Below are 16,712 nucleotides of genomic sequence, written 5' to 3' on the forward strand. Positions count from 1 at the left end.
AGGCGCCCATGCCCTGGCCAGATCTGCTGCACCACCGTGAACGCTTGCCCGTCGCTGCTGATCTGGCCGAGGGCTTTGCAACGTTGTTGCAGACGCTGGGCAACGTCACGCCGTTCGAATTGGCGGTGGCCGGCGGGCGGCGGATGGCGACGCCGGGGCTGGCGTTTCTGGTGGGTTATCAGGCGGCGCTGCGCATGTTGTGGCCGAGCGCGCCGCTGAGCCTCGGCGCCTTGTGCGCGACCGAGCAACGCAGCCTGCGTCCGGCCGATATGCAAACGCGGCTGCGCGATTTGCGCTTGAGTGGGCGCAAGGATTTCGTCACCGCAGGCGACGCCGCCGATTGGTTACTGGTGGCTGCGCGCAGTGAGGAGCCTGGCGAAACACCGCGCCTGAGTCTGGCGGTGGTGTATCCCGGCGAGCCCGGCGTGAAGGTGGAAAAACTTCCGGCGTTGCCGTTGATGCCGGACATCAGCCACGGTCGCCTGTACCTCGACGGCGCCCTGTGCGAATTGCTCGCTGGCGATGGCTGGGACGCCTACGTCAAACCGTTTCGCACCCTTGAAGATGTCTACGTGCTCAGCGCCATGACCGCGTGGTTGTACGGCGTCGGCCAGGACAGCGACTGGCCGCAGGCCCTGCAATTGCGTTTGCTGGCGCTGCTGGCCGGGTGCGCCGAGGCCAGCCGGCAAGCGCCGAACAATCCGCCCGGGCATGTGCTGCTGGGCGGGTTGTTTGCGCAGTTTGAAGCGCTGGCGGGGGAGGTGGACCAGGCATTGGGCAATGGCCCGGTGGAGTGGGCGCAGATGTGGCAGCGGGACAAGGGCGTGATGCAGTTGGCGGCAGGGGCGAGGGCGAAGCGGTTGGCCAAGGCTTTGGCGGTGACCTGAGCGGCCCCTTCGCGAGCAGGCTCGCTCCCACAGGGACGGTATTCTTCAATTGAAATGCGATCAACTGTGGGAGCGAGCCTGCTCGCGAAGGCGGCCTCAAAATCACCATACATCTGTCATAAACCCCGACTAGTCTCGACAGGTTCATTCCCTGAGCGCCCACCATGTTCAAAGGCCTGTCCCTGTTCCTGCTGCTGATCAGCCTCACCGTCCGCGCCGAACAATGGCCCGGCGAGCAATGGCCCATCGCCCCGCAGATCACCGGCCCGGCCGTCGAGGCGCTGGAAAACTACGCCTTCGCGCCCCGTAACGACGCCACCCGCGACGGCATCCGCACCGACGCCTTGCTGATCATCCGCGACGGCCAGATCATTTACGAACGCTACGCCGCTCCGACCACTGCTCAGACACCGAATCTGACCTGGTCGATCAGCAAAAGCCTGCTGGCAACGGTCCTCGGCGTGGCCTACGGCGAAGGCCGGTTCAAGCTCGGCGATCCGGCGCTGAAGTTCTACCCAGCGCTGGAAAAACACCCGGCGATCACCCTCGGCCATCTGCTGAACTGGGCCTCCGGTCTGGATTGGCAGGAAGACTACGAATACGCGCCGCTGAAATCTTCGGTGGTGGCGATGCTCTACACCCGCGGCCATCGCGACATGGCCGCGTTCACTGCGGGCCACGACGCCTACGCCGCGCCGGGTCAGGCTTTCCGTTATTCCAGCGGTGACAGCAATCTGCTCGCCGCTGCCCTGAAAACCATGGTCGGCGCAGAGCGTTATGCCGATTATCCGTGGACAGCATTGTTCGAGCCGTTGGGCATTCGCCACGCCGTGTGGGAAAGCGATGCCAGCGGCACCTTTGTCGCCTCGTCCTATGCCTATCTCACCGCGCGGGATCTGGCGCGGGTCGGTCTGTTGATGGCGCGCGGCGGGCGCTGGAACGATCGGCAGTTGCTGTCCGAGGATTGGCTCGCGTTCAACCTCACACCGTTTGCCGGCTACAAGGCGCATCAGGACGAAGCCATACCCGGCGGCCATTGGTGGCTCAATCGTCCTGTCGACGGCGCCACATCACCATGGCCCGACGCCCCACCCGACACCTTCGCCGCCCTCGGCCACTGGGGCCAGGCGCTGTACGTGATGCCCAGCCAGAAGCTGGTGATCGTGCGTTACGGCGATGACCGCGATGGCAGCTACCGGCACAACGAACTGCTCAAACGCGTGTTGCAGGCGGTGCGGCGATGAAGCGCTTTCTATTGTTGCTGTTGGTCGTGCTGCTCGGCTGGGGTTGGTATGAGCGGGAGAATCTCCGGGCTTTCCCGGACATCATCAGCGCCTACACCGCCAAGGAATATTGCTCGTGTCGTTATGTGATGAACAACGACGCCGGGTATTGCCGTGGCTATGTGAAGCAATGGCTGCCAACCAGCGGTTTTACCGATGATCCATCGAGCAAAACCATCACCGTCAGCGGCATGGGCCGCAGCAACAGCGCGCAGTGGCTGAGCGAACGCCAGGGCTGTCGCCTGAATCCTTGAATTATCTGGTCTCCCCTGTGGGAGCGAGCCTGCTCGCGAAATCGTCGCAAGCCGCAATACATGCTGTGCGGGGAGCATTGCATTCGCGAGCAGGCTCGCTCCCACAGGGCTTGCAATAACTTGGCGGGCGGTTAAGGTTCGTGCAGGTTTATCGCCCCCACGAGTGTTCAATGTTCAACCGCTCCCTCTATACAACCTTCGCCAGTCTGCTGTTGACCGCCGCTGCGCTGCCGGCCCAGGCCAATTGGTATCTGGACGGCGAGTCGTCGCGGCTGTCGTTCGTCAGCACCAAAAATGCCAGCGTGTCGGAGGTGCAGCGCTTTCTGGTGCTGCACGGCAAGGTCGACCCCAACGGTCGCGCCGAGGTCGAAGTAGAGCTCGAATCGATCAACAGCGGCATCCCCCTGCGCGATGAGCGCATGCGCAAGGAGCTGTTCCAGATCGAGCAGTTTCCCGCAGCCACCATCACCACCCAAATCGACCTGCGCCCGATCAACGATCTGGCCCCCGGCGCGCAGCTGGAGTTGCGCCTGCCGCTGACCGTCAGCCTGCACGGCAAGCAGCACGAATACCCGGCCGAGTTGCTCGCCACGCGTCTGGATGATCGGCGCTTTCAGGTGGTGACGCTGGAGCCGCTGGTGATCAACGCCGAGGATTTCGATCTGGCGCCTGGCCTGGAAAACCTGCGCAAACTCGCCGATCTGTCGGCGATCAGTCTGTCGGTGCCGGTGGGTGCGGTGCTGATTTTCACGGCGCGCTGACATGCGCGGTGCTGTTCCCCTGGCGTGACGGCAACCGTTTCGAACTGTTGATCGACGGCCCGCAGTTCTTTCCGCGCATGCTCGAGCACATCGCTGGAGCTACAGAACAGATCGAACTGGAGCTGTACCTGGTCGAGGCGGGCGCCTGCGCCGAAGCCATCGTCCAGGCGCTGGTCGCGGCGGCCGAGCGCGGCGTGCGCGTGCGTTGCCTGTTCGATGATTACGGCAGCCTCGCGTTCACGCTGCATCTGCGCCAGCGCCTGACCCAGGCCGGGGTCGAGCTGCGTTTCTACAATCGCCTGAGCTGGCGGCGCTGGGTCGGCAATTTCTATCGCGACCACCGTAAATTGCTGCTGGTCGACCAATGCCTCGCAGTGGTCGGCGGCACCGGCGTGACCGATGAATTCTGGACGCCGGGCCATGATGTCAGCGAGTGGCACGAAGTGATGGTCGAGATCAGCGGCCCATTGGTGATCGATTGGCAATTGCTGTTTGATCGCCAGTGGATCGCCAACCGTTACCGCCGCGCCTGGCGCCCGGCGGCGCATTTCGGCTTGCCGCGCCTGCCCCGCGTACCGGACAAGGGCGAAGGCATGGGCCGCGTGGCGTATGCCGATGCCCGTCAACATCGCGACATTTTGCAGTCGTTGTTCCGTGCGTTGAACAGCGGGCAAAAACGCATCTGGATGGCCACGCCGTACTTCCTGCCGACCTGGAAAATCCGCCGCTCGCTGCGCAAGGCTGCCGCGCGCGGCGTCGATGTGCGCTTGCTGCTGACCGGCCCGCGCACCGATCACCCGTCAGTGCGCTACGCCGGCCATCGCTACTACCCGCGCCTGCTCAAGGCCGGGGTGCAGATCTTCGAATACCAGCCGTGCTTCCTGCACCTGAAAATGGTTCTGGTCGACGAATGGGTAAGCATCGGTTCGTGCAACTTCGATCACTGGAATCTGCGTTTCAATCTGGAGGCGAACCTGGAGGCGCTGGACCCGGCGTTGACGGCAGCGGTGGAGGCGAGCTTTGTGAAGGACTTCGGCTTGAGTCAGCTGGTGAGTCTGGAGGAATGGCAGCGCCGACCGTTGTGGCGGCGGGTCAAGCAGCGGGTGTGGGGCTGGGTGGATCGGTTGGTGGTGAATATTCTCGATAGACGCGGATAACCACGATTTTGAATACACCCTGAATCCAATGTGGGAGCGAGCCTGCTCGCGAAAGCGGTGTGTCATTTGATCGTTCCCACGCTCCGCGTGGGAATGCCTCTAGGGACGCTCCGCGTCCAGTGACGCGGAGCGTCACGGGCTGCATTCCCACGCAGAGCGTGGGAACGATCAGTGCAGGGGGGCGGTGTGCTTGCTGTTACAGCAATTCAAAACTCTGCTGCGTCACCGCCTGCGAATCCAGGCCGATCTGTACGTTGAACTTGCCAGGCTCGGCTGCGTATTTAAGCTGGGCGTTGTAGAACTTCAGGTCTTCCTCGGTGATGGTGAAGTGCACGACCTTCTGTTCGCCGGCCTTGAGCATGATCTTCTGGAAGTTCTTCAGCTCTTTCACCGGGCGGATCATCGAACCGGTGACGTCCTGGATATACAACTGCACCACGGTTTCGCCGTCACGCTTGCCGGTGTTCTTGACCATGACGCTGGCGTCGAGCTTGCCGCTGGCGTTCAGGGTGGTCGATGACAGCGCCATATCGCTCAGGGCGAACGTGGTGTAGCTCAGGCCATAACCGAACGGAAACAGCGGGCCGGTGGTGTCATCGAAATACTGCGAGGTGTAGTTGCCCGGTTTGCCCGGGGTGAACGGCCGGCCGATACTCAGGTGGTTGTAGTAGGTCGGGATCTGGCCCACGGAACGCGGGAAGGTCACCGGCAGTTTGCCCGACGGGTTGTAGTCGCCGAACAGCACGTCGGCGATGGCGTTACCGCCCTCGGTGCCGCTGAACCAGGTTTCCAGAATCGCATCGGCCGACTGGTTTTCTTCGAGAATCGTCAGCGGACGGCCGTTCATCAACACCAGCACCAACGGCTTGCCGGTGGCTTTCAGCGCACGGATCAATTCGCGCTGGGTTTCCGGGATGTTCAGGTCGGTGCGGCTCGAGGATTCGTGGGACATGCCACGGGACTCGCCCACCGCTGCAACGATCACGTCAGCCGCTTTCGCCGCTTTCACTGCCTCGTCGATCAGCACGTTGGCCGGGCGCGGGTCATCGACCACTTCCGGGGCATCGAAGTTGAGGAAGTTCAGGTAGTCGAGGACCTTCTTGTCGCCCGTGATGTTGGCGCCACGGGCGTAGATCAGGTTGGCCTTGTCGCCGATCACCGAACTCATGCCATCGAACAGCGTGACCGATTGCGCCGGACGTCCGGCGGCGGCCCAGCTGCCCATCATGTCGATCGGGGCTTTCGCCAATGGGCCGACCAGCGCGATTTTCGCGTCTTTCTTCAGCGGCAGGGTTTCGTTCTGGTTCTTCAGCAGCACCAGACTGCGCCGCGCGACTTCGCGGGCCTCGGCGCGGTGCAGGCGACTCTCGGCGTAGGTATCGGCCGGGTCATCTTCAGCTTTGCCGATGCGCAGGTACGGGTCCTTGAACAGGCCCATGTCGTACTTGGCCGCGAGCACTTCGCGCACAGCGTTGTCGATGTCTTTCTGTTCGATTTCGCCGGACTTGAGCAGCCCCGGCAGCTCTTTGCCGTAGAGGGTGTCGTTCATGCTCATGTCGATGCCGGCCTTGATCGCCAGCTTTGCCGCTTCGCGACCGTCGCGAGCGACGCCGTGCTTGATCAGTTCGAAGATCGCGCCGTGATCGCTGACCGCCAGACCTTTGAAGCCCCAGTCCTTGCGCAGCAGGTCGTTCATCAGCCAGGTGTTGGCCGTGGCCGGAATGCCGTTGATCGAGTTCAACGCCACCATCACACTGCCAGCGCCGGCATCGATCGCAGCGCGGTAGGGCGGCAGGTAATCCTGGTACATCTTCACCGGGCTCATGTCGACGGTGTTGTAGTCGCGACCGCCCTCGACCGCGCCGTAAAGGGCGAAGTGCTTGACGCTGGCCATGATGCTGTCGGCGGCGCTCGGGGTCTCGCCCTGATAGGCCTTGACCATGACTTTGGCGATGCGCGAGGTCAGGTAGGTGTCTTCGCCGAAACCTTCGGAGCTGCGGCCCCAGCGTGGATCGCGGGAGATATCCACCATCGGCGCGAAGGTGATGTCGAGGCTGTCAGCGGCGGCTTCTTTAGCCGCAACGCGACCGGACTGGCCGATGGCGTCCATGTCCCAGCTCGACGCAAGGGCCAGCGGAATAGGGAAAATCGTACGGTGACCGTGGATTACGTCGTACGCGAAAAACATCGGAATCTTCAGGCGACTGCGCATGGCAGCGTCCTGCATCGGACGGTTTTCCGCGCGGGTGATCGAGTTGAACGTGCCGCCGATGTTGCCGCCGGCAATTTCCTTGCGGATCAGTTCGCGGGGCATTTCCGGGCCGATGCTGATCAGGCGCAACTGGCCGATCTTCTCGTCGAGGGTCATTTGTTTCATCAGGTTGCTGATGAAAGCGTCCTTGTTTTCCAAAGGTACCGGGGTCGTGGCGGCCAGTACCTGATGACTGGCCAGGCTGACGAACAGACCCAGCAAACACAGCTTCTTCATGAATTTTTTCTCTAGAGCCCAAACGGTGATGTAACACCGGCCAGCCAAAATGTAGGGAGCGACTATTGTTGTTCGGGTGCCGGCGCAAAATCCTGAGCCGGAAAACCGCAGCCGACAGCGGCAACGTGAACGCGAAGGGCACTTTTTAGCCGATTAACCCGTCGCATGCCAGTGGCGGCGCCGATTATGCCCCAACCGCTGGCCGGGAATGCCCAGCGCTCGGTTTTTAAATCAAATGTGTCATGGAGCATCACTGCAATGAATATCAGCTCAACCTCCCGTTCACGGCTACAGATCGCCACGTTGCTGGTGTTCGCCACGCTGTTGACCGCGTGCGGCATCAACAATATCCCGACCCTCGACGAACAGGTCAAAGCCGCCTGGGGCCAGGTGCAGAACCAGTATCAGCGCCGCGCCGACCTGATCCCCAATCTGGTGGAAACCGTGAAGGGCTATGCCGCCCATGAGCAGGAAACCCTGACCGCCGTGATTGAAGCGCGGGCCAAGGCGACGTCGATTCAGGTCGATGCCAGCACCCTCGACAACCCCGAGAAGCTCAAGCAGTTCCAGCAGGCGCAGGATCAACTGACCGGCGCATTGAGCCGTTTGATGGTGGTCTCCGAGCGCTATCCGGATCTGAAGGCCAACCAGAACTTCCTCGCCTTGCAGTCGCAACTTGAAGGCACGGAAAACCGGATTGCCGTGGCGCGTCGCGACTTCATTCTGGCGGTGCAGAAGTACAACACCGAGATCCGCACCTTCCCCGGTCGCTTGTGGCACAGCGTGATGTACAGCGATCTGCCGATGCGCGAGACCTTCGAAGCCACCACGCCCGGCGCGGAGAAGGCCCCGGAAGTGAAATTCTGATTCGAGGTCGTCCATGCGTGTGTTGAAACTAAGCCTGGTGCTGCTGCTCTGGCTGTTCGCCGTCAGCGCCCGGGCCGAATTGACGTTTCCGCCGCTGAGCGGGCGCGTGGTCGATCAGGCGCAAATGCTCGAGCCATCGATTCGCGCGCAACTGAGCCAGCAATTGCAGGCGCACGAGCAGGCCACCGGCGAGCAATTGGTGGTGGTCACGTTGCCCGATCTGCAGGGCACCACCATCGAGGATTTCGGCGTTCAGCTCGGTCGGCACTGGGGCATCGGTCAGAAAGACAAGAACAACGGCGCCTTGCTGATCGTCGCGCGTGACGAGCGCAAACTGCGCATCGAAGTCGGCTATGGCCTGGAGGATCGCCTGACCGATGCGCAGTCGTCGGTGATCATTCATCAGGTCATCACGCCGGCGTTCAAGGCCGGCAATTTCAGCAAAGGCATCAGCGACGGCGTTGCGGCGATGCTGGTGGTGCTCGGTGGCAATCCGCTGGACGAACCCTCAACCGTGTACGAATCCAGCGGCGACCCGGCGGATGATTTCATCTCGCGGCACCCGGCGCTGTTCGTGTTCCTGGTGATGTTGTTCATCGTGACGGTGTTTGTCTGCCAGATGCTCGGTATCCTGCCTGCCGGCCGGGGCGGCTCCGGAGGAGGGGGCGGCTTTGGCGGTGGCGGCGGATTCGGCGGCGGTGGCGGTGGCGGCTTCAGCGGTGGCGGGGGCAGTTTCGGCGGCGGCGGTTCGTCCGGCGGCTGGTGAGATCAAAAGAATAATGAGCAGGCACTTTTCGACATGGCATTACTGACTGAACACGAACAACGCAAAGTCGCCGAGGCCATCGCCCGGGTCGAACGCGACACCGACGCTGAACTGGTCACGGTGCTCGCTGCCCGTGCCGACGATTACGCGTACATCCCGCTGCTCTGGGCCAGTCTGCTGGCCCTGGTGTTGCCGGGCATCGTCCACTACCTCACGGGCTGGCTGACCCTGCGCAGTCTGCTGCTGGTGCAATGGGGCATGTTCATCGTCCTGTGCCTGCTGTTTCGTCTGCCGAAAATCACCACGCATCTGGTCCCGCGCCGCGTGCGCCACTGGCGCGCCTCCAACCTGGCGCGGCGGCAGTTTCTCGAACAGAACCTGCACCACACCGTGGGCAGCACCGGCATGCTGATTTTTGTCTGCGAGGCTGAGCGCTATGTGGAGATTCTGGTGGACGAGGGGATTTCCAAACGGCTGGATAACAGCAACTGGGACGCGATTGTCGCAGCGTTCACCGAACAGGTCCGCCAGGGCCGCACGCTGGAAGGGTTTGTCACGTGCGTGGAGGCGTGTGGTGAGTTGTTGAAGGTGCACGTGCCGGTGACGCAGGTGCGGAACGAGTTGCCGAATCGGTTGGTGGTGTTGGGGTAGATCAAAAGCTCGCAGCCTTCGGCAGCTCCTAAAGGAGAATGCATTCCAATTGTAGGAGCTGCCGAAGGCTGCGATCTTTTGATTTTCGCCGTTGGGTAAATAAGAGGGTGTCCCCAACCCCCATCCCCCCTAAAATACCCGCCATTCCCGATTCCGCCCGTCCGAGGCCGCTTGTCCATGTCCGTTTCCGCTGCTTCCGCGCCGTCCGCCAAACCGGCCGCCGATCACCACGCCCAGTTCATCGAGCTGCTGCAAGCCAGCCTCGACGACAGCGGTTTCATCAAACTGGTGCTGGCCAAGTACGTCGGTGAAGAGGCGGATCTGCAACGGGTCATCATCAAACCGGTGACGGTCAAGGCGCAGCCGTGCCTGTCATTCGTTTATCGCTACAAGACCCGCGACATCACCAAGAACCTGCCGCTGAGCGAAGGCGTGGCGCTGATCGCCGGGCTGCTGCCGGCCTCGTTCAAAAATGCTCATTTACTGGCGCTGACCGACGAAGCGCAGCTGGAATACAGCAAAAAGGGCAAGAGTTCGCTGTTCAAGAGCAAACCTCAGCAATTACGTGAAGCGCCGTCCGCCGAGCACAACCGCGAGAAAAACCGCTTCCTCGAATTGAGCCGCCCCTTCCTCAAAGACCTGGGCGTGACCAATGCACAACACGAGCTGATCCCGGCGATGTCGCGCAAGTGGAAGCAGATCAACAAGTTCATCGAAGTGTTCAGCCATGCCCTGACCTCGTCGCCGCTGGCGCTGGACAAACCGGTGCGGGTCGCCGATTTCGGTTCGGGCAAGGGCTACCTGACGTTCGCCATTCACGACTACCTGCGCAACACGCTCAAGGCCGAGGGCGAAGTCACTGGCGTCGAGCTGCGCGAAGAAATGGTCAACCTGTGCAACGCCGCAGCGGCGAAGCTCGAGCATCCGGGGCTGGTGTTCAAGTGCGGTGACGTGCGCACGGTGGCGCCGAGCGAACTGGACGTGATGATCGCCCTGCATGCGTGCGACATCGCTACCGATTACGCGATCCACACCGGCATCCGCTCGGGTGCGTCGATCATCATGTGCTCGCCGTGCTGTCACAAACAGATCCGCCTGCAGATCCAGAGCCCGGCGCTGCTCAAGCCGATGCTGCAATACGGCTTGCACCTCGGCCAACAGGCGGAAATGGTCACCGACAGCTTGCGTGCACTGTTCCTCGAAGCCTGTGGTTACGAGACCAAAGTCTTCGAATTCATCTCGCTGGAACACACCAACAAGAACAAGATGATTCTCGCGGTGAAACGCGCCGAGCCGGTTAATCCAGCGCAATTGTTGGCAAAGATCGAAGAGCTGAAAGCGTTCTACCACATCAGCGAACATTGTCTGGAAACACTGCTGCGCGCTGACGGTTTTCTCGCCTGATAGCCTGAAATACACCCCTGTAGGAGCTGCCGAAGGCTGCGATCTTTTGATCCTGGTTATTTAAATGCAAGATCAAAAGATCGCAGCCTTCGGCGGCTCCTACATTTATCGCGATCGAGCGTAGTAAGCCTGGAATTACCGCAACCCTTGGATACGGTCTACCTTGAATACTCCCAGACCTTTCCCCGAGGAGTTTTCCCATGGCCGCGAAAAAGATCCTGATGCTGGTCGGCGATTACGTCGAAGACTACGAAGTGATGGTGCCGTTCCAGGCCCTGCAGATGGTCGGCCACACGGTCCACGCCGTGTGCCCGGACAAGTCCGCCGGCAGCACCGTGCGCACGGCGATTCATGATTTTGAAGGTGATCAGACCTACAGCGAAAAACCCGGTCACCTGTTCGCGCTCAATTTCGACTTCGCCAAGGCCCGCGAAACTGATTACGACGCGCTGCTGATTCCCGGCGGTCGCGCTCCGGAGTACCTGCGGCTGAACGACAAAGTCCTCGAGCTGGTGCGCGCCTTCGACAACGCTGGCAAGCCCATCGCAGCGGTCTGCCATGGCGCGCAACTGCTCGCGGCGGCGGGTGTGCTCGAAGGGCGTGAGTGCAGCGCGTACCCGGCCTGCGCCCCGGAAGTCCGGTTGGCGGGCGGCACCTACATCGACATTCCGGTGACCGACGGCCATGTTCAGGGAAATTTCGCCACCGCTCCGGCGTGGCCGGCGCATCCGCAATGGCTGGCCGGTTTCCTCGGTCTGCTCGGTACGAAAATCACCTTGTAGTCGATGCAGGCGACAGATCGCAGGCGCTGGTCTTTACTCTGAAGCGCGAAATCTCTCAATCGCCCCCAGGAGAAACAGACATGTCCGGATGGTACGAAGTGAGCAAAAGCAGCAACGGCCAATTCAGGTTCGTGTTGAAAGCGGCGAACGCCGAAACGATTCTGACCAGCGAGCTCTACAGCACCCGCGCCGGCGCCGACGGCGGGATTGCCTCGGTGCAGGCCAACAGCCCGCTGGACGAACGTTACGAGAAAAAATCGACCAAGGACGGCCACCCGTACTTCAACCTGAAGGCGGCCAATCACCAGGTCATCGGCAGCAGCGAGTCGTATTCATCGGATGGCGCGTGTGACAAGGGCATTGCCAGCGTGAAGGCCAACGGCCCGACGAAAACCATCAAGGACAAGACCCTGCCGGTGCTCTGAAATCCGACATCAACCTGTGGGAGTGAGCCTGCTCGCGAAAGCGGTGTTCCAGTCACCTTTTGGGTTGGCTGATATGCCGTCTTCGCGAGCGGGCTCGCTCCCACAGGTGACCGCATTCCATTGTGGGAGCGAGCCTGCTCGCGAAGGCGTCAGCCCGGCCAATATCAAACCTCAACCGGTACCGACAATTTCGGATCACCCAACGCATGGCTCTTGGCATCAAAGAACCGCAACTCAACCCCGGTACCTTCAAACACCTTGGCGTAGTGACGCTTCTGATGCTGGATGAACGCGGCACTGCGCGGATAAATCGAGATCGCCACGCACTTCGGTCGGGCCAGGCGCAACGCGCGCACCAGATGCGCATCCTGCTCGCCCAGCGCGTGGCCGAAGATGCACAGGCTGTCGCCATGGGCCAGTAACTGCTCGTAGCAGAACGACAGATAATCCGAGCTGCGGATGGTCTTGAGCTTGTCAGCGCTCGGCCCTTCGGTGACGAACAGTGGCACGTCATCCAGCGTCTTGATCGTGTTGTTGATGGCGAAGCTGCCGAGCAGGGTGCCCTCGGTCGAGGTCAGTTTGCGTGCGGTGCCGTCCTGATTGCGCACCAGATGCAGACCACCGTGCAGGTACAGCAGACGCGGTTTGTCGGTGGCGCTCTGGCTCAGATCGAAACTCGCGTCGGCGCCGTTGAACAGGTCGTCGATGGTCTCGCCGGGATGTTGCAGTGCCCAGTAATTGAGCAGGTCGTAGTTGGTGGTGAACACCGTGTGATAGCGCGCCAGTTCAGCATTGAGCACCGTCAGTGTCGAAGGCTGCACCAGCCGCCACGGGATGTGCACCGCATGCACGGTGTTGATCAGCGCTTCCTTGATCGCGTAATAGCGATTGCGCGGCGCCGCCGAGCTGACCGCCAGGGCCTTGTTGACCCGGCTGGTAGTTTTCAGGGCGCCCAGCACTTGCTCGAAGCTGCGGGTTTGCAGCGCGTCGAACACCGCCAGTTCCGATGGGCTCAGCGGTTTCTCTTCGACCGTACGGGCGTTTTCGAACAGCGAGTCGTAGCCGAAGTCATCCCAAACCGCACGGCTGGCGCCATTGCCCACCAGCAAACCCTGGAAATCGTTCGCGGCGCGCAAGGCGTTCCAGTCTTCGAGGGTGGCGTCGACATTGAGAAAATCGGTCATTGCGTGGGCGGTCTCAAAACAAAGGGCAGATGGACGGCGACTTTATCACGAGCGGACATTGAGCCAGATCAACATCGCTCGTGACCGATCGGTCGATTCTGTGCGCACCCGCCGAATCGAGGCAGTCGATCCGGCTTCAGTCAGGAGACACACGATGAGCAGCACCTTCTTCATTCCGGCGGTCAACATCATGGGCAGCGGCTGCCTCGACGAAGCCATGGTCGCGATTCGCAATTATGGCTTTCGCAAGGCGCTGATTGTCACCGACGCCGGGCTGGCCAAGGCTGGCGTCGCCGCAATGATCGCCGAGAAACTGGCGATGCAGGACATCGATTCGGTGATCTTCGATGGCGCCAGACCGAACCCGACCACGGCCAATGTCGAATCCGGGTTGGGGCTGCTGAAGGAAAGCCGTTGCGATTTCGTCGTGTCGCTGGGTGGCGGCTCGCCGCACGATTGCGCCAAGGGCATCGCCCTGTGCGCAACCAATGGCGGGCAGATCGGCGACTACGAAGGCGTCGACCGCTCGAGCAAGCCGCAATTGCCGCTGATCGCCATCAATACCACCGCCGGCACTGCCAGCGAAATGACCCGCTTCTGCATCATCACCGACGAATCGCGCCACGTGAAAATGGCCATCGTCGACCGCAACGTCACGCCACTGCTGTCGGTCAACGACCCGGAGTTGATGGTCGCGATGCCCAAAGGCCTTACCGCCGCCACCGGCATGGACGCGCTGACCCACGCCATCGAAGCCTACGTCTCGACCGCCGCCAACCCGATCACCGACGCCTGCGCTTTGAAGGCCATGAGCCTGATCAGCAGCAACCTGCGTCTGGCCGTGCGCGACGGCAGCGACCTGGCGGCGCGGGAGAACATGGCTTACGCGCAGTTCCTCGCCGGCATGGCGTTCAACAACGCCTCGCTCGGATTTGTCCACGCCATGGCGCATCAGCTCGGCGGCTACTACGACTTGCCCCACGGCGTCTGCAATGCCGTGCTGTTGCCGCATGTGCAGAGTTTCAATGCGCTGGTCTGTGCTGACCGACTCAGGGATGTCGCCCACGCCATGGGCGCGGATATTCGTGGTTTCAGCGCGGAGGAGGGCGCACAGGCGGCGATCAATGCCATTCGCAACCTTGCCAAGGACGTCGAGATTCCCGGCGGACTGCGTGAGCTGGGCGCGAAACTCAGCGATATCCCGGTGCTCGCCACCAACGCCTTGAAGGACGCCTGTGGACTGACCAATCCACGGGCGGCGGATCAGCGCCAGATCGAGGAAATTTTCCGCAATGCGTTTTGAATGAAGGCGCGCAGGCGAGCGAAGTCGGACAAGCTTTCGCTTGCTTCTGCGACCACGGCAAATGTCCGCACACGGCCCCAATCTGAAACCTGGCCGGCGATGTTGTGGACGGCGGAGATACGGTACTGCCCGACCGCCAGGGAGGGTGCTGCCGGGGTTTGCCATTTCCGGTCGCTTTCGACCGCTGCTCTGGCAATCTCCAGGCCAGTGTCCAGATCGAAAATACTGACGAAACCCTCGGCTCGCATGACATCTCCCGAAAAGATCAGAGGCGTATCGACCGGCGCGCCCTCAATCGGTTCGACAACGACCGGGACGTCGATCTCGGGCCGCAGTCGCACCTCATATCCGCGCTCTTCGCTCCATTCGGACGTGATGCCTGCATAGGTCTGGTGGGCGTGAATCCTCTGCTGGCCCTGGGCCTGAACGCCGGTGATGCTGAACGCCCATCGTCCATTTGCGCTGACCAGCCCTTCGCCAAGCGAATGGGTGTTTTCAATGTTCCAGACCTGCACAAGAGCATTGGGTATGCCGCTGCCGAGCAACAATGTCGCAGGTCCCGTCGTGCTGGCCTCTTCGGGATAGGTGATGGTCGGGGCCGGTTGTGAAGTTTGCTCGTCGCGAGTGCTCATCATGCTTCTCGTCCATGGCTGATTTGAACGCTGAGGTTGGCATGACGTGCCTGAATTCGAACCTGTAAGAACTACCAGTCATTCAGTCTTTTTTACACAGTAGGTAATTTCTTTTTCTTCTAAAAAACTGTCATTTCTGTCAGTTGTCCGGCGTGGCGGCTTCGGGTCGAATGCTCGCTACGAGGGGATCGATGTCGATCCCATAGGAGAATGCAAACATGCCGGAATCCACCGCGCAATTGCCCCCAAACGTGCAGTCAGCCGGGGAGCTGGATGCGCTCTTTGGTCTGCGAACGCTGAAATTCCCCGGAGCGGGCAAGACCATTGCCAAAGGCGTGGCGATCACGCCTTCGGAGCAGATCATGGTCAGCGCTACCGTCGAGCAATCGGGCCATTCGTACTACGGCCTTGCGCGCCTGGATGCCGATGGCAATCCGGATCCGGCTTTCGGCACCGGCGGATATCTCAGCGGCCAGTTCGGCACAGGCTCGCTCACGCAAGGCGGGCCATTGATCGTTGATGCGCTCGGACGGATCTGGATGTGCGGTGTGATTGGTGTCGTCAAAGACCAGACTCTTGAATACCAGCAAGTCATCGCCCGGTTTCTGCCCGACGGCTCGCCGGACATCGAGTTCGGCGGCGACAGGAATGGCTACCGGATTGTGCCCATGCGGATTCCGGCACTTTTTGGGGCCACGCATGGGCAACTGCTGCTGGCCAAATCCGATCCGCAGCTTGCGCAGCCGGACCGGCTGCTGTTCGTGACCGCGCAAAAGGGCAGTGGCCTGTTGACGCGATTCCATCTCGATGGCTCGGACGATTTATCGTTCGCCAGCAACGGTTGGCTGCCCCTGTCACTGCCAGGGGTGGCCATTTCGCTGTCCGGGATCATCCAGCTCGACGATGGGCTGATTCTGCTGCATGGCAAAACCGAGATCACCAATCAGGGATTGCTCATGGCGTTCGACCACAACGGGAAAGTTGCACAAGCGTTCGGCGACAAGGGTGTACTGCTGTTGAACATTCAGCGTGATGGCCAGCCGCTCGAAAGCAGCGTGATGGACATTGCTGTGCAAACGGCGCAGCGCCTGCTTCTGCTCGGTTCGGCGGTCGAGTCCACGCAAGGCAGGAAACTGCAACACGGGTTCATCAGTGGTATTACCTACTCCGGCCAAATGGATGACGCGTTCAACAATCCTGTCCTCACCCCGACGGCGCAGGAGCGGGATCTGAGAGGTTGGAAGGCAGGGTTTGCGCTGGATGACATCGCCGGTAAACGGATCGTTGCGGTCGGACAGACCTCGGGCAGCGCACGAGGCTTGTTGACGGCAGGCTTTCTGGTCGATGGCGCAGTGGATGATTCGTTTGATGTCGAGGGCGCGAGAGACATTTCATGGTCAGCCATTGATGCCTGCCTGCAAGGCTCTTCAATTCTGGTGTTGGGACGCAAGGACGATGGTGCGCAATTGGTTCGCTTGCTGACCGCGCCTGTCACAAAACGGCGAGACCGCATCGGCCTTTGAGCGCCAGAGGTAAACCGAACTGTCCTGCCGGCTCGGATGAACCCTGTCCAGTTCGGCGGGATCGTCAGCCAGGTTTTGCTCGGCGCGCATCAAGGACCTCACCGGCAGCACCACCCCGGCTTGCCGCAGAAGTTGCGCACGCTGGATAAGTTCTGAGACTCGCGGCGTCTGTGATGACGCCTTCGCGAGCAGGCTCGCTCCCACTTTGGAATGCGCTTTCCTGTGCGAGCGTGCCTGCTCGCGAATTCCGACTTCAGACACATGAGAAGATTCGCTGGCCAGATCTGTTGAATCCTCCGATGCAGAAAGGGATAGTGCGCGCCTGGAAATATCTTCAAGGAGCAG

General features: G+C 61.3%; 16 protein-coding genes. 13 read left to right on the plus strand and 3 right to left on the minus strand.

The genetic code is table 11. The annotated features are described in order from the left end of the window. Positions 1 to 8: 8 nt before the first annotated feature. The 5 genes from NF676_RS06920 (at position 9) to NF676_RS06940 (ending at position 4,342) form a co-directional block, all read left to right on the plus strand. Complete coding sequence (locus NF676_RS06920) at positions 9 to 887, plus strand: acyl-CoA dehydrogenase middle domain-containing protein (RefSeq protein WP_252887430.1); 879 nt, start codon at positions 9 to 11, stop codon at positions 885 to 887. Between the two features lie 164 nt (positions 888 to 1,051). Further along, the gene (locus NF676_RS06925; RefSeq protein ID WP_252887431.1) at positions 1,052 to 2,131 is read left to right on the plus strand and encodes a serine hydrolase domain-containing protein; all 1,080 of its coding nucleotides are present in this window, start codon (positions 1,052 to 1,054) and stop codon (positions 2,129 to 2,131) included. Continuing rightward, a complete protein-coding gene (locus NF676_RS06930; protein ID WP_252887432.1) occupies positions 2,128 to 2,424 on the plus strand; it encodes an amidase in 297 nt (98 codons plus the stop codon). The genes NF676_RS06925 and NF676_RS06930 overlap by 4 nt, the downstream gene beginning before the upstream one ends. Positions 2,425 to 2,594: 170 nt before the next feature. After that, on the plus strand, positions 2,595 to 3,185 hold the full coding sequence (locus NF676_RS06935) for a YceI family protein (protein WP_039762684.1): 591 nt from the start codon (positions 2,595 to 2,597) through the stop codon (positions 3,183 to 3,185). Positions 3,186 to 3,193: 8 nt separating this feature from the next. Further along, the gene (locus tag NF676_RS06940; RefSeq protein WP_252887433.1) at positions 3,194 to 4,342 is read left to right on the plus strand and encodes a phospholipase D-like domain-containing protein; all 1,149 of its coding nucleotides are present in this window, start codon (positions 3,194 to 3,196) and stop codon (positions 4,340 to 4,342) included. A 196-nt stretch (positions 4,343 to 4,538) separates the two neighbouring features. On the opposite strand, the gene bglX is transcribed toward NF676_RS06940, so the two are convergent. Then, complete coding sequence (bglX, locus tag NF676_RS06945; protein WP_252887434.1) at positions 4,539 to 6,830, minus strand: beta-glucosidase BglX; 2,292 nt, start codon at positions 6,828 to 6,830, stop codon at positions 4,539 to 4,541. A gap of 258 nt (positions 6,831 to 7,088) precedes the next feature. Between bglX and NF676_RS06950 the strand changes: the two genes are divergently transcribed. From NF676_RS06950 to NF676_RS06975, 6 genes are all read left to right on the plus strand, one after another. Further along, positions 7,089 to 7,697 (plus strand): LemA family protein, encoded by a 609-nt coding sequence (locus tag NF676_RS06950; protein WP_095180575.1) that lies wholly within the window; start codon positions 7,089 to 7,091, stop codon positions 7,695 to 7,697. Positions 7,698 to 7,710: 13 nt separating this feature from the next. Continuing rightward, on the plus strand, positions 7,711 to 8,463 hold the full coding sequence (locus tag NF676_RS06955; RefSeq protein WP_252887435.1) for a TPM domain-containing protein: 753 nt from the start codon (positions 7,711 to 7,713) through the stop codon (positions 8,461 to 8,463). A 33-nt stretch (positions 8,464 to 8,496) separates the two neighbouring features. Further along, on the plus strand, positions 8,497 to 9,114 hold the full coding sequence (locus NF676_RS06960) for a TPM domain-containing protein (protein ID WP_016771315.1): 618 nt from the start codon (positions 8,497 to 8,499) through the stop codon (positions 9,112 to 9,114). A 177-nt stretch (positions 9,115 to 9,291) separates the two neighbouring features. Next, positions 9,292 to 10,518 carry a class I SAM-dependent methyltransferase gene (locus NF676_RS06965; RefSeq protein WP_056783440.1) on the plus strand — a complete coding sequence of 409 codons (1,227 nt, stop codon included), beginning with the start codon at positions 9,292 to 9,294 and terminating at the stop codon, positions 10,516 to 10,518. A 200-nt stretch (positions 10,519 to 10,718) separates the two neighbouring features. Continuing rightward, positions 10,719 to 11,300: a DJ-1/PfpI family protein gene (locus NF676_RS06970; protein WP_056783443.1), complete on the plus strand. Its 582-nt coding sequence runs from the start codon at positions 10,719 to 10,721 to the stop codon at positions 11,298 to 11,300. A gap of 80 nt (positions 11,301 to 11,380) precedes the next feature. After that, complete coding sequence (locus NF676_RS06975) at positions 11,381 to 11,725, plus strand: YegP family protein (RefSeq protein ID WP_071174640.1); 345 nt, start codon at positions 11,381 to 11,383, stop codon at positions 11,723 to 11,725. 164 nt (positions 11,726 to 11,889) lie between these two features. Here the strand turns inward: NF676_RS06975 and NF676_RS06980 are convergent, their stop codons facing one another. Then, positions 11,890 to 12,909 carry a DUF4917 family protein gene (locus tag NF676_RS06980; protein WP_252887436.1) on the minus strand — a complete coding sequence of 340 codons (1,020 nt, stop codon included), beginning with the start codon at positions 12,907 to 12,909 and terminating at the stop codon, positions 11,890 to 11,892. Between the two features lie 154 nt (positions 12,910 to 13,063). On the opposite strand from NF676_RS06980, the gene yiaY reads away from it, so the two are divergent. Further along, entirely contained in the window at positions 13,064 to 14,212 is a 1,149-nt protein-coding gene (yiaY, locus tag NF676_RS06985; protein WP_056783452.1) for an L-threonine dehydrogenase, read from the plus strand. On the opposite strand, the gene NF676_RS06990 is transcribed toward yiaY, so the two are convergent. Continuing rightward, entirely contained in the window at positions 14,173 to 14,844 is a 672-nt protein-coding gene (locus NF676_RS06990; protein ID WP_252887437.1) for a hypothetical protein, read from the minus strand. The genes yiaY and NF676_RS06990 overlap by 40 nt on opposite strands. A 218-nt stretch (positions 14,845 to 15,062) precedes the next feature. Here NF676_RS06990 and NF676_RS06995 point away from each other — a divergent pair, with 218 nt between their 5' ends. Beyond that, positions 15,063 to 16,367 (plus strand): NHL repeat-containing protein, encoded by a 1,305-nt coding sequence (locus tag NF676_RS06995; protein WP_252887438.1) that lies wholly within the window; start codon positions 15,063 to 15,065, stop codon positions 16,365 to 16,367. The last annotated feature ends 345 nt before the right edge of the window (positions 16,368 to 16,712 follow it).

Source organism: Pseudomonas siliginis (assembly GCF_024072275.1).
Lineage (GTDB): Bacteria > Pseudomonadota > Gammaproteobacteria > Pseudomonadales > Pseudomonadaceae > Aquipseudomonas > Aquipseudomonas siliginis.

Coding starts and splice junctions, on each gene's coding strand:
- NF676_RS06950 (WP_095180575.1), top strand. CDS start 7,089: ATGAATATCAGCTCAACCTCCCGTTCACGGCTACAGATCGCCACGTTG.
- NF676_RS06980 (WP_252887436.1), bottom strand. CDS start 12,909: ATGACCGATTTTCTCAATGTCGACGCCACCCTCGAAGACTGGAACGCC.
- bglX (WP_252887434.1), bottom strand. CDS start 6,830: ATGAAGAAGCTGTGTTTGCTGGGTCTGTTCGTCAGCCTGGCCAGTCAT.
- NF676_RS06995 (WP_252887438.1), top strand. CDS start 15,063: ATGCCGGAATCCACCGCGCAATTGCCCCCAAACGTGCAGTCAGCCGGG.
- NF676_RS06975 (WP_071174640.1), top strand. CDS start 11,381: ATGTCCGGATGGTACGAAGTGAGCAAAAGCAGCAACGGCCAATTCAGG.
- NF676_RS06930 (WP_252887432.1), top strand. CDS start 2,128: ATGAAGCGCTTTCTATTGTTGCTGTTGGTCGTGCTGCTCGGCTGGGGT.
- NF676_RS06990 (WP_252887437.1), bottom strand. CDS start 14,844: ATGAGCACTCGCGACGAGCAAACTTCACAACCGGCCCCGACCATCACC.
- yiaY (WP_056783452.1), top strand. CDS start 13,064: ATGAGCAGCACCTTCTTCATTCCGGCGGTCAACATCATGGGCAGCGGC.
- NF676_RS06920 (WP_252887430.1), top strand. CDS start 9: ATGCCCTGGCCAGATCTGCTGCACCACCGTGAACGCTTGCCCGTCGCT.
- NF676_RS06960 (WP_016771315.1), top strand. CDS start 8,497: ATGGCATTACTGACTGAACACGAACAACGCAAAGTCGCCGAGGCCATC.
- NF676_RS06935 (WP_039762684.1), top strand. CDS start 2,595: ATGTTCAACCGCTCCCTCTATACAACCTTCGCCAGTCTGCTGTTGACC.
- NF676_RS06970 (WP_056783443.1), top strand. CDS start 10,719: ATGGCCGCGAAAAAGATCCTGATGCTGGTCGGCGATTACGTCGAAGAC.
- NF676_RS06955 (WP_252887435.1), top strand. CDS start 7,711: ATGCGTGTGTTGAAACTAAGCCTGGTGCTGCTGCTCTGGCTGTTCGCC.
- NF676_RS06925 (WP_252887431.1), top strand. CDS start 1,052: ATGTTCAAAGGCCTGTCCCTGTTCCTGCTGCTGATCAGCCTCACCGTC.
- NF676_RS06965 (WP_056783440.1), top strand. CDS start 9,292: ATGTCCGTTTCCGCTGCTTCCGCGCCGTCCGCCAAACCGGCCGCCGAT.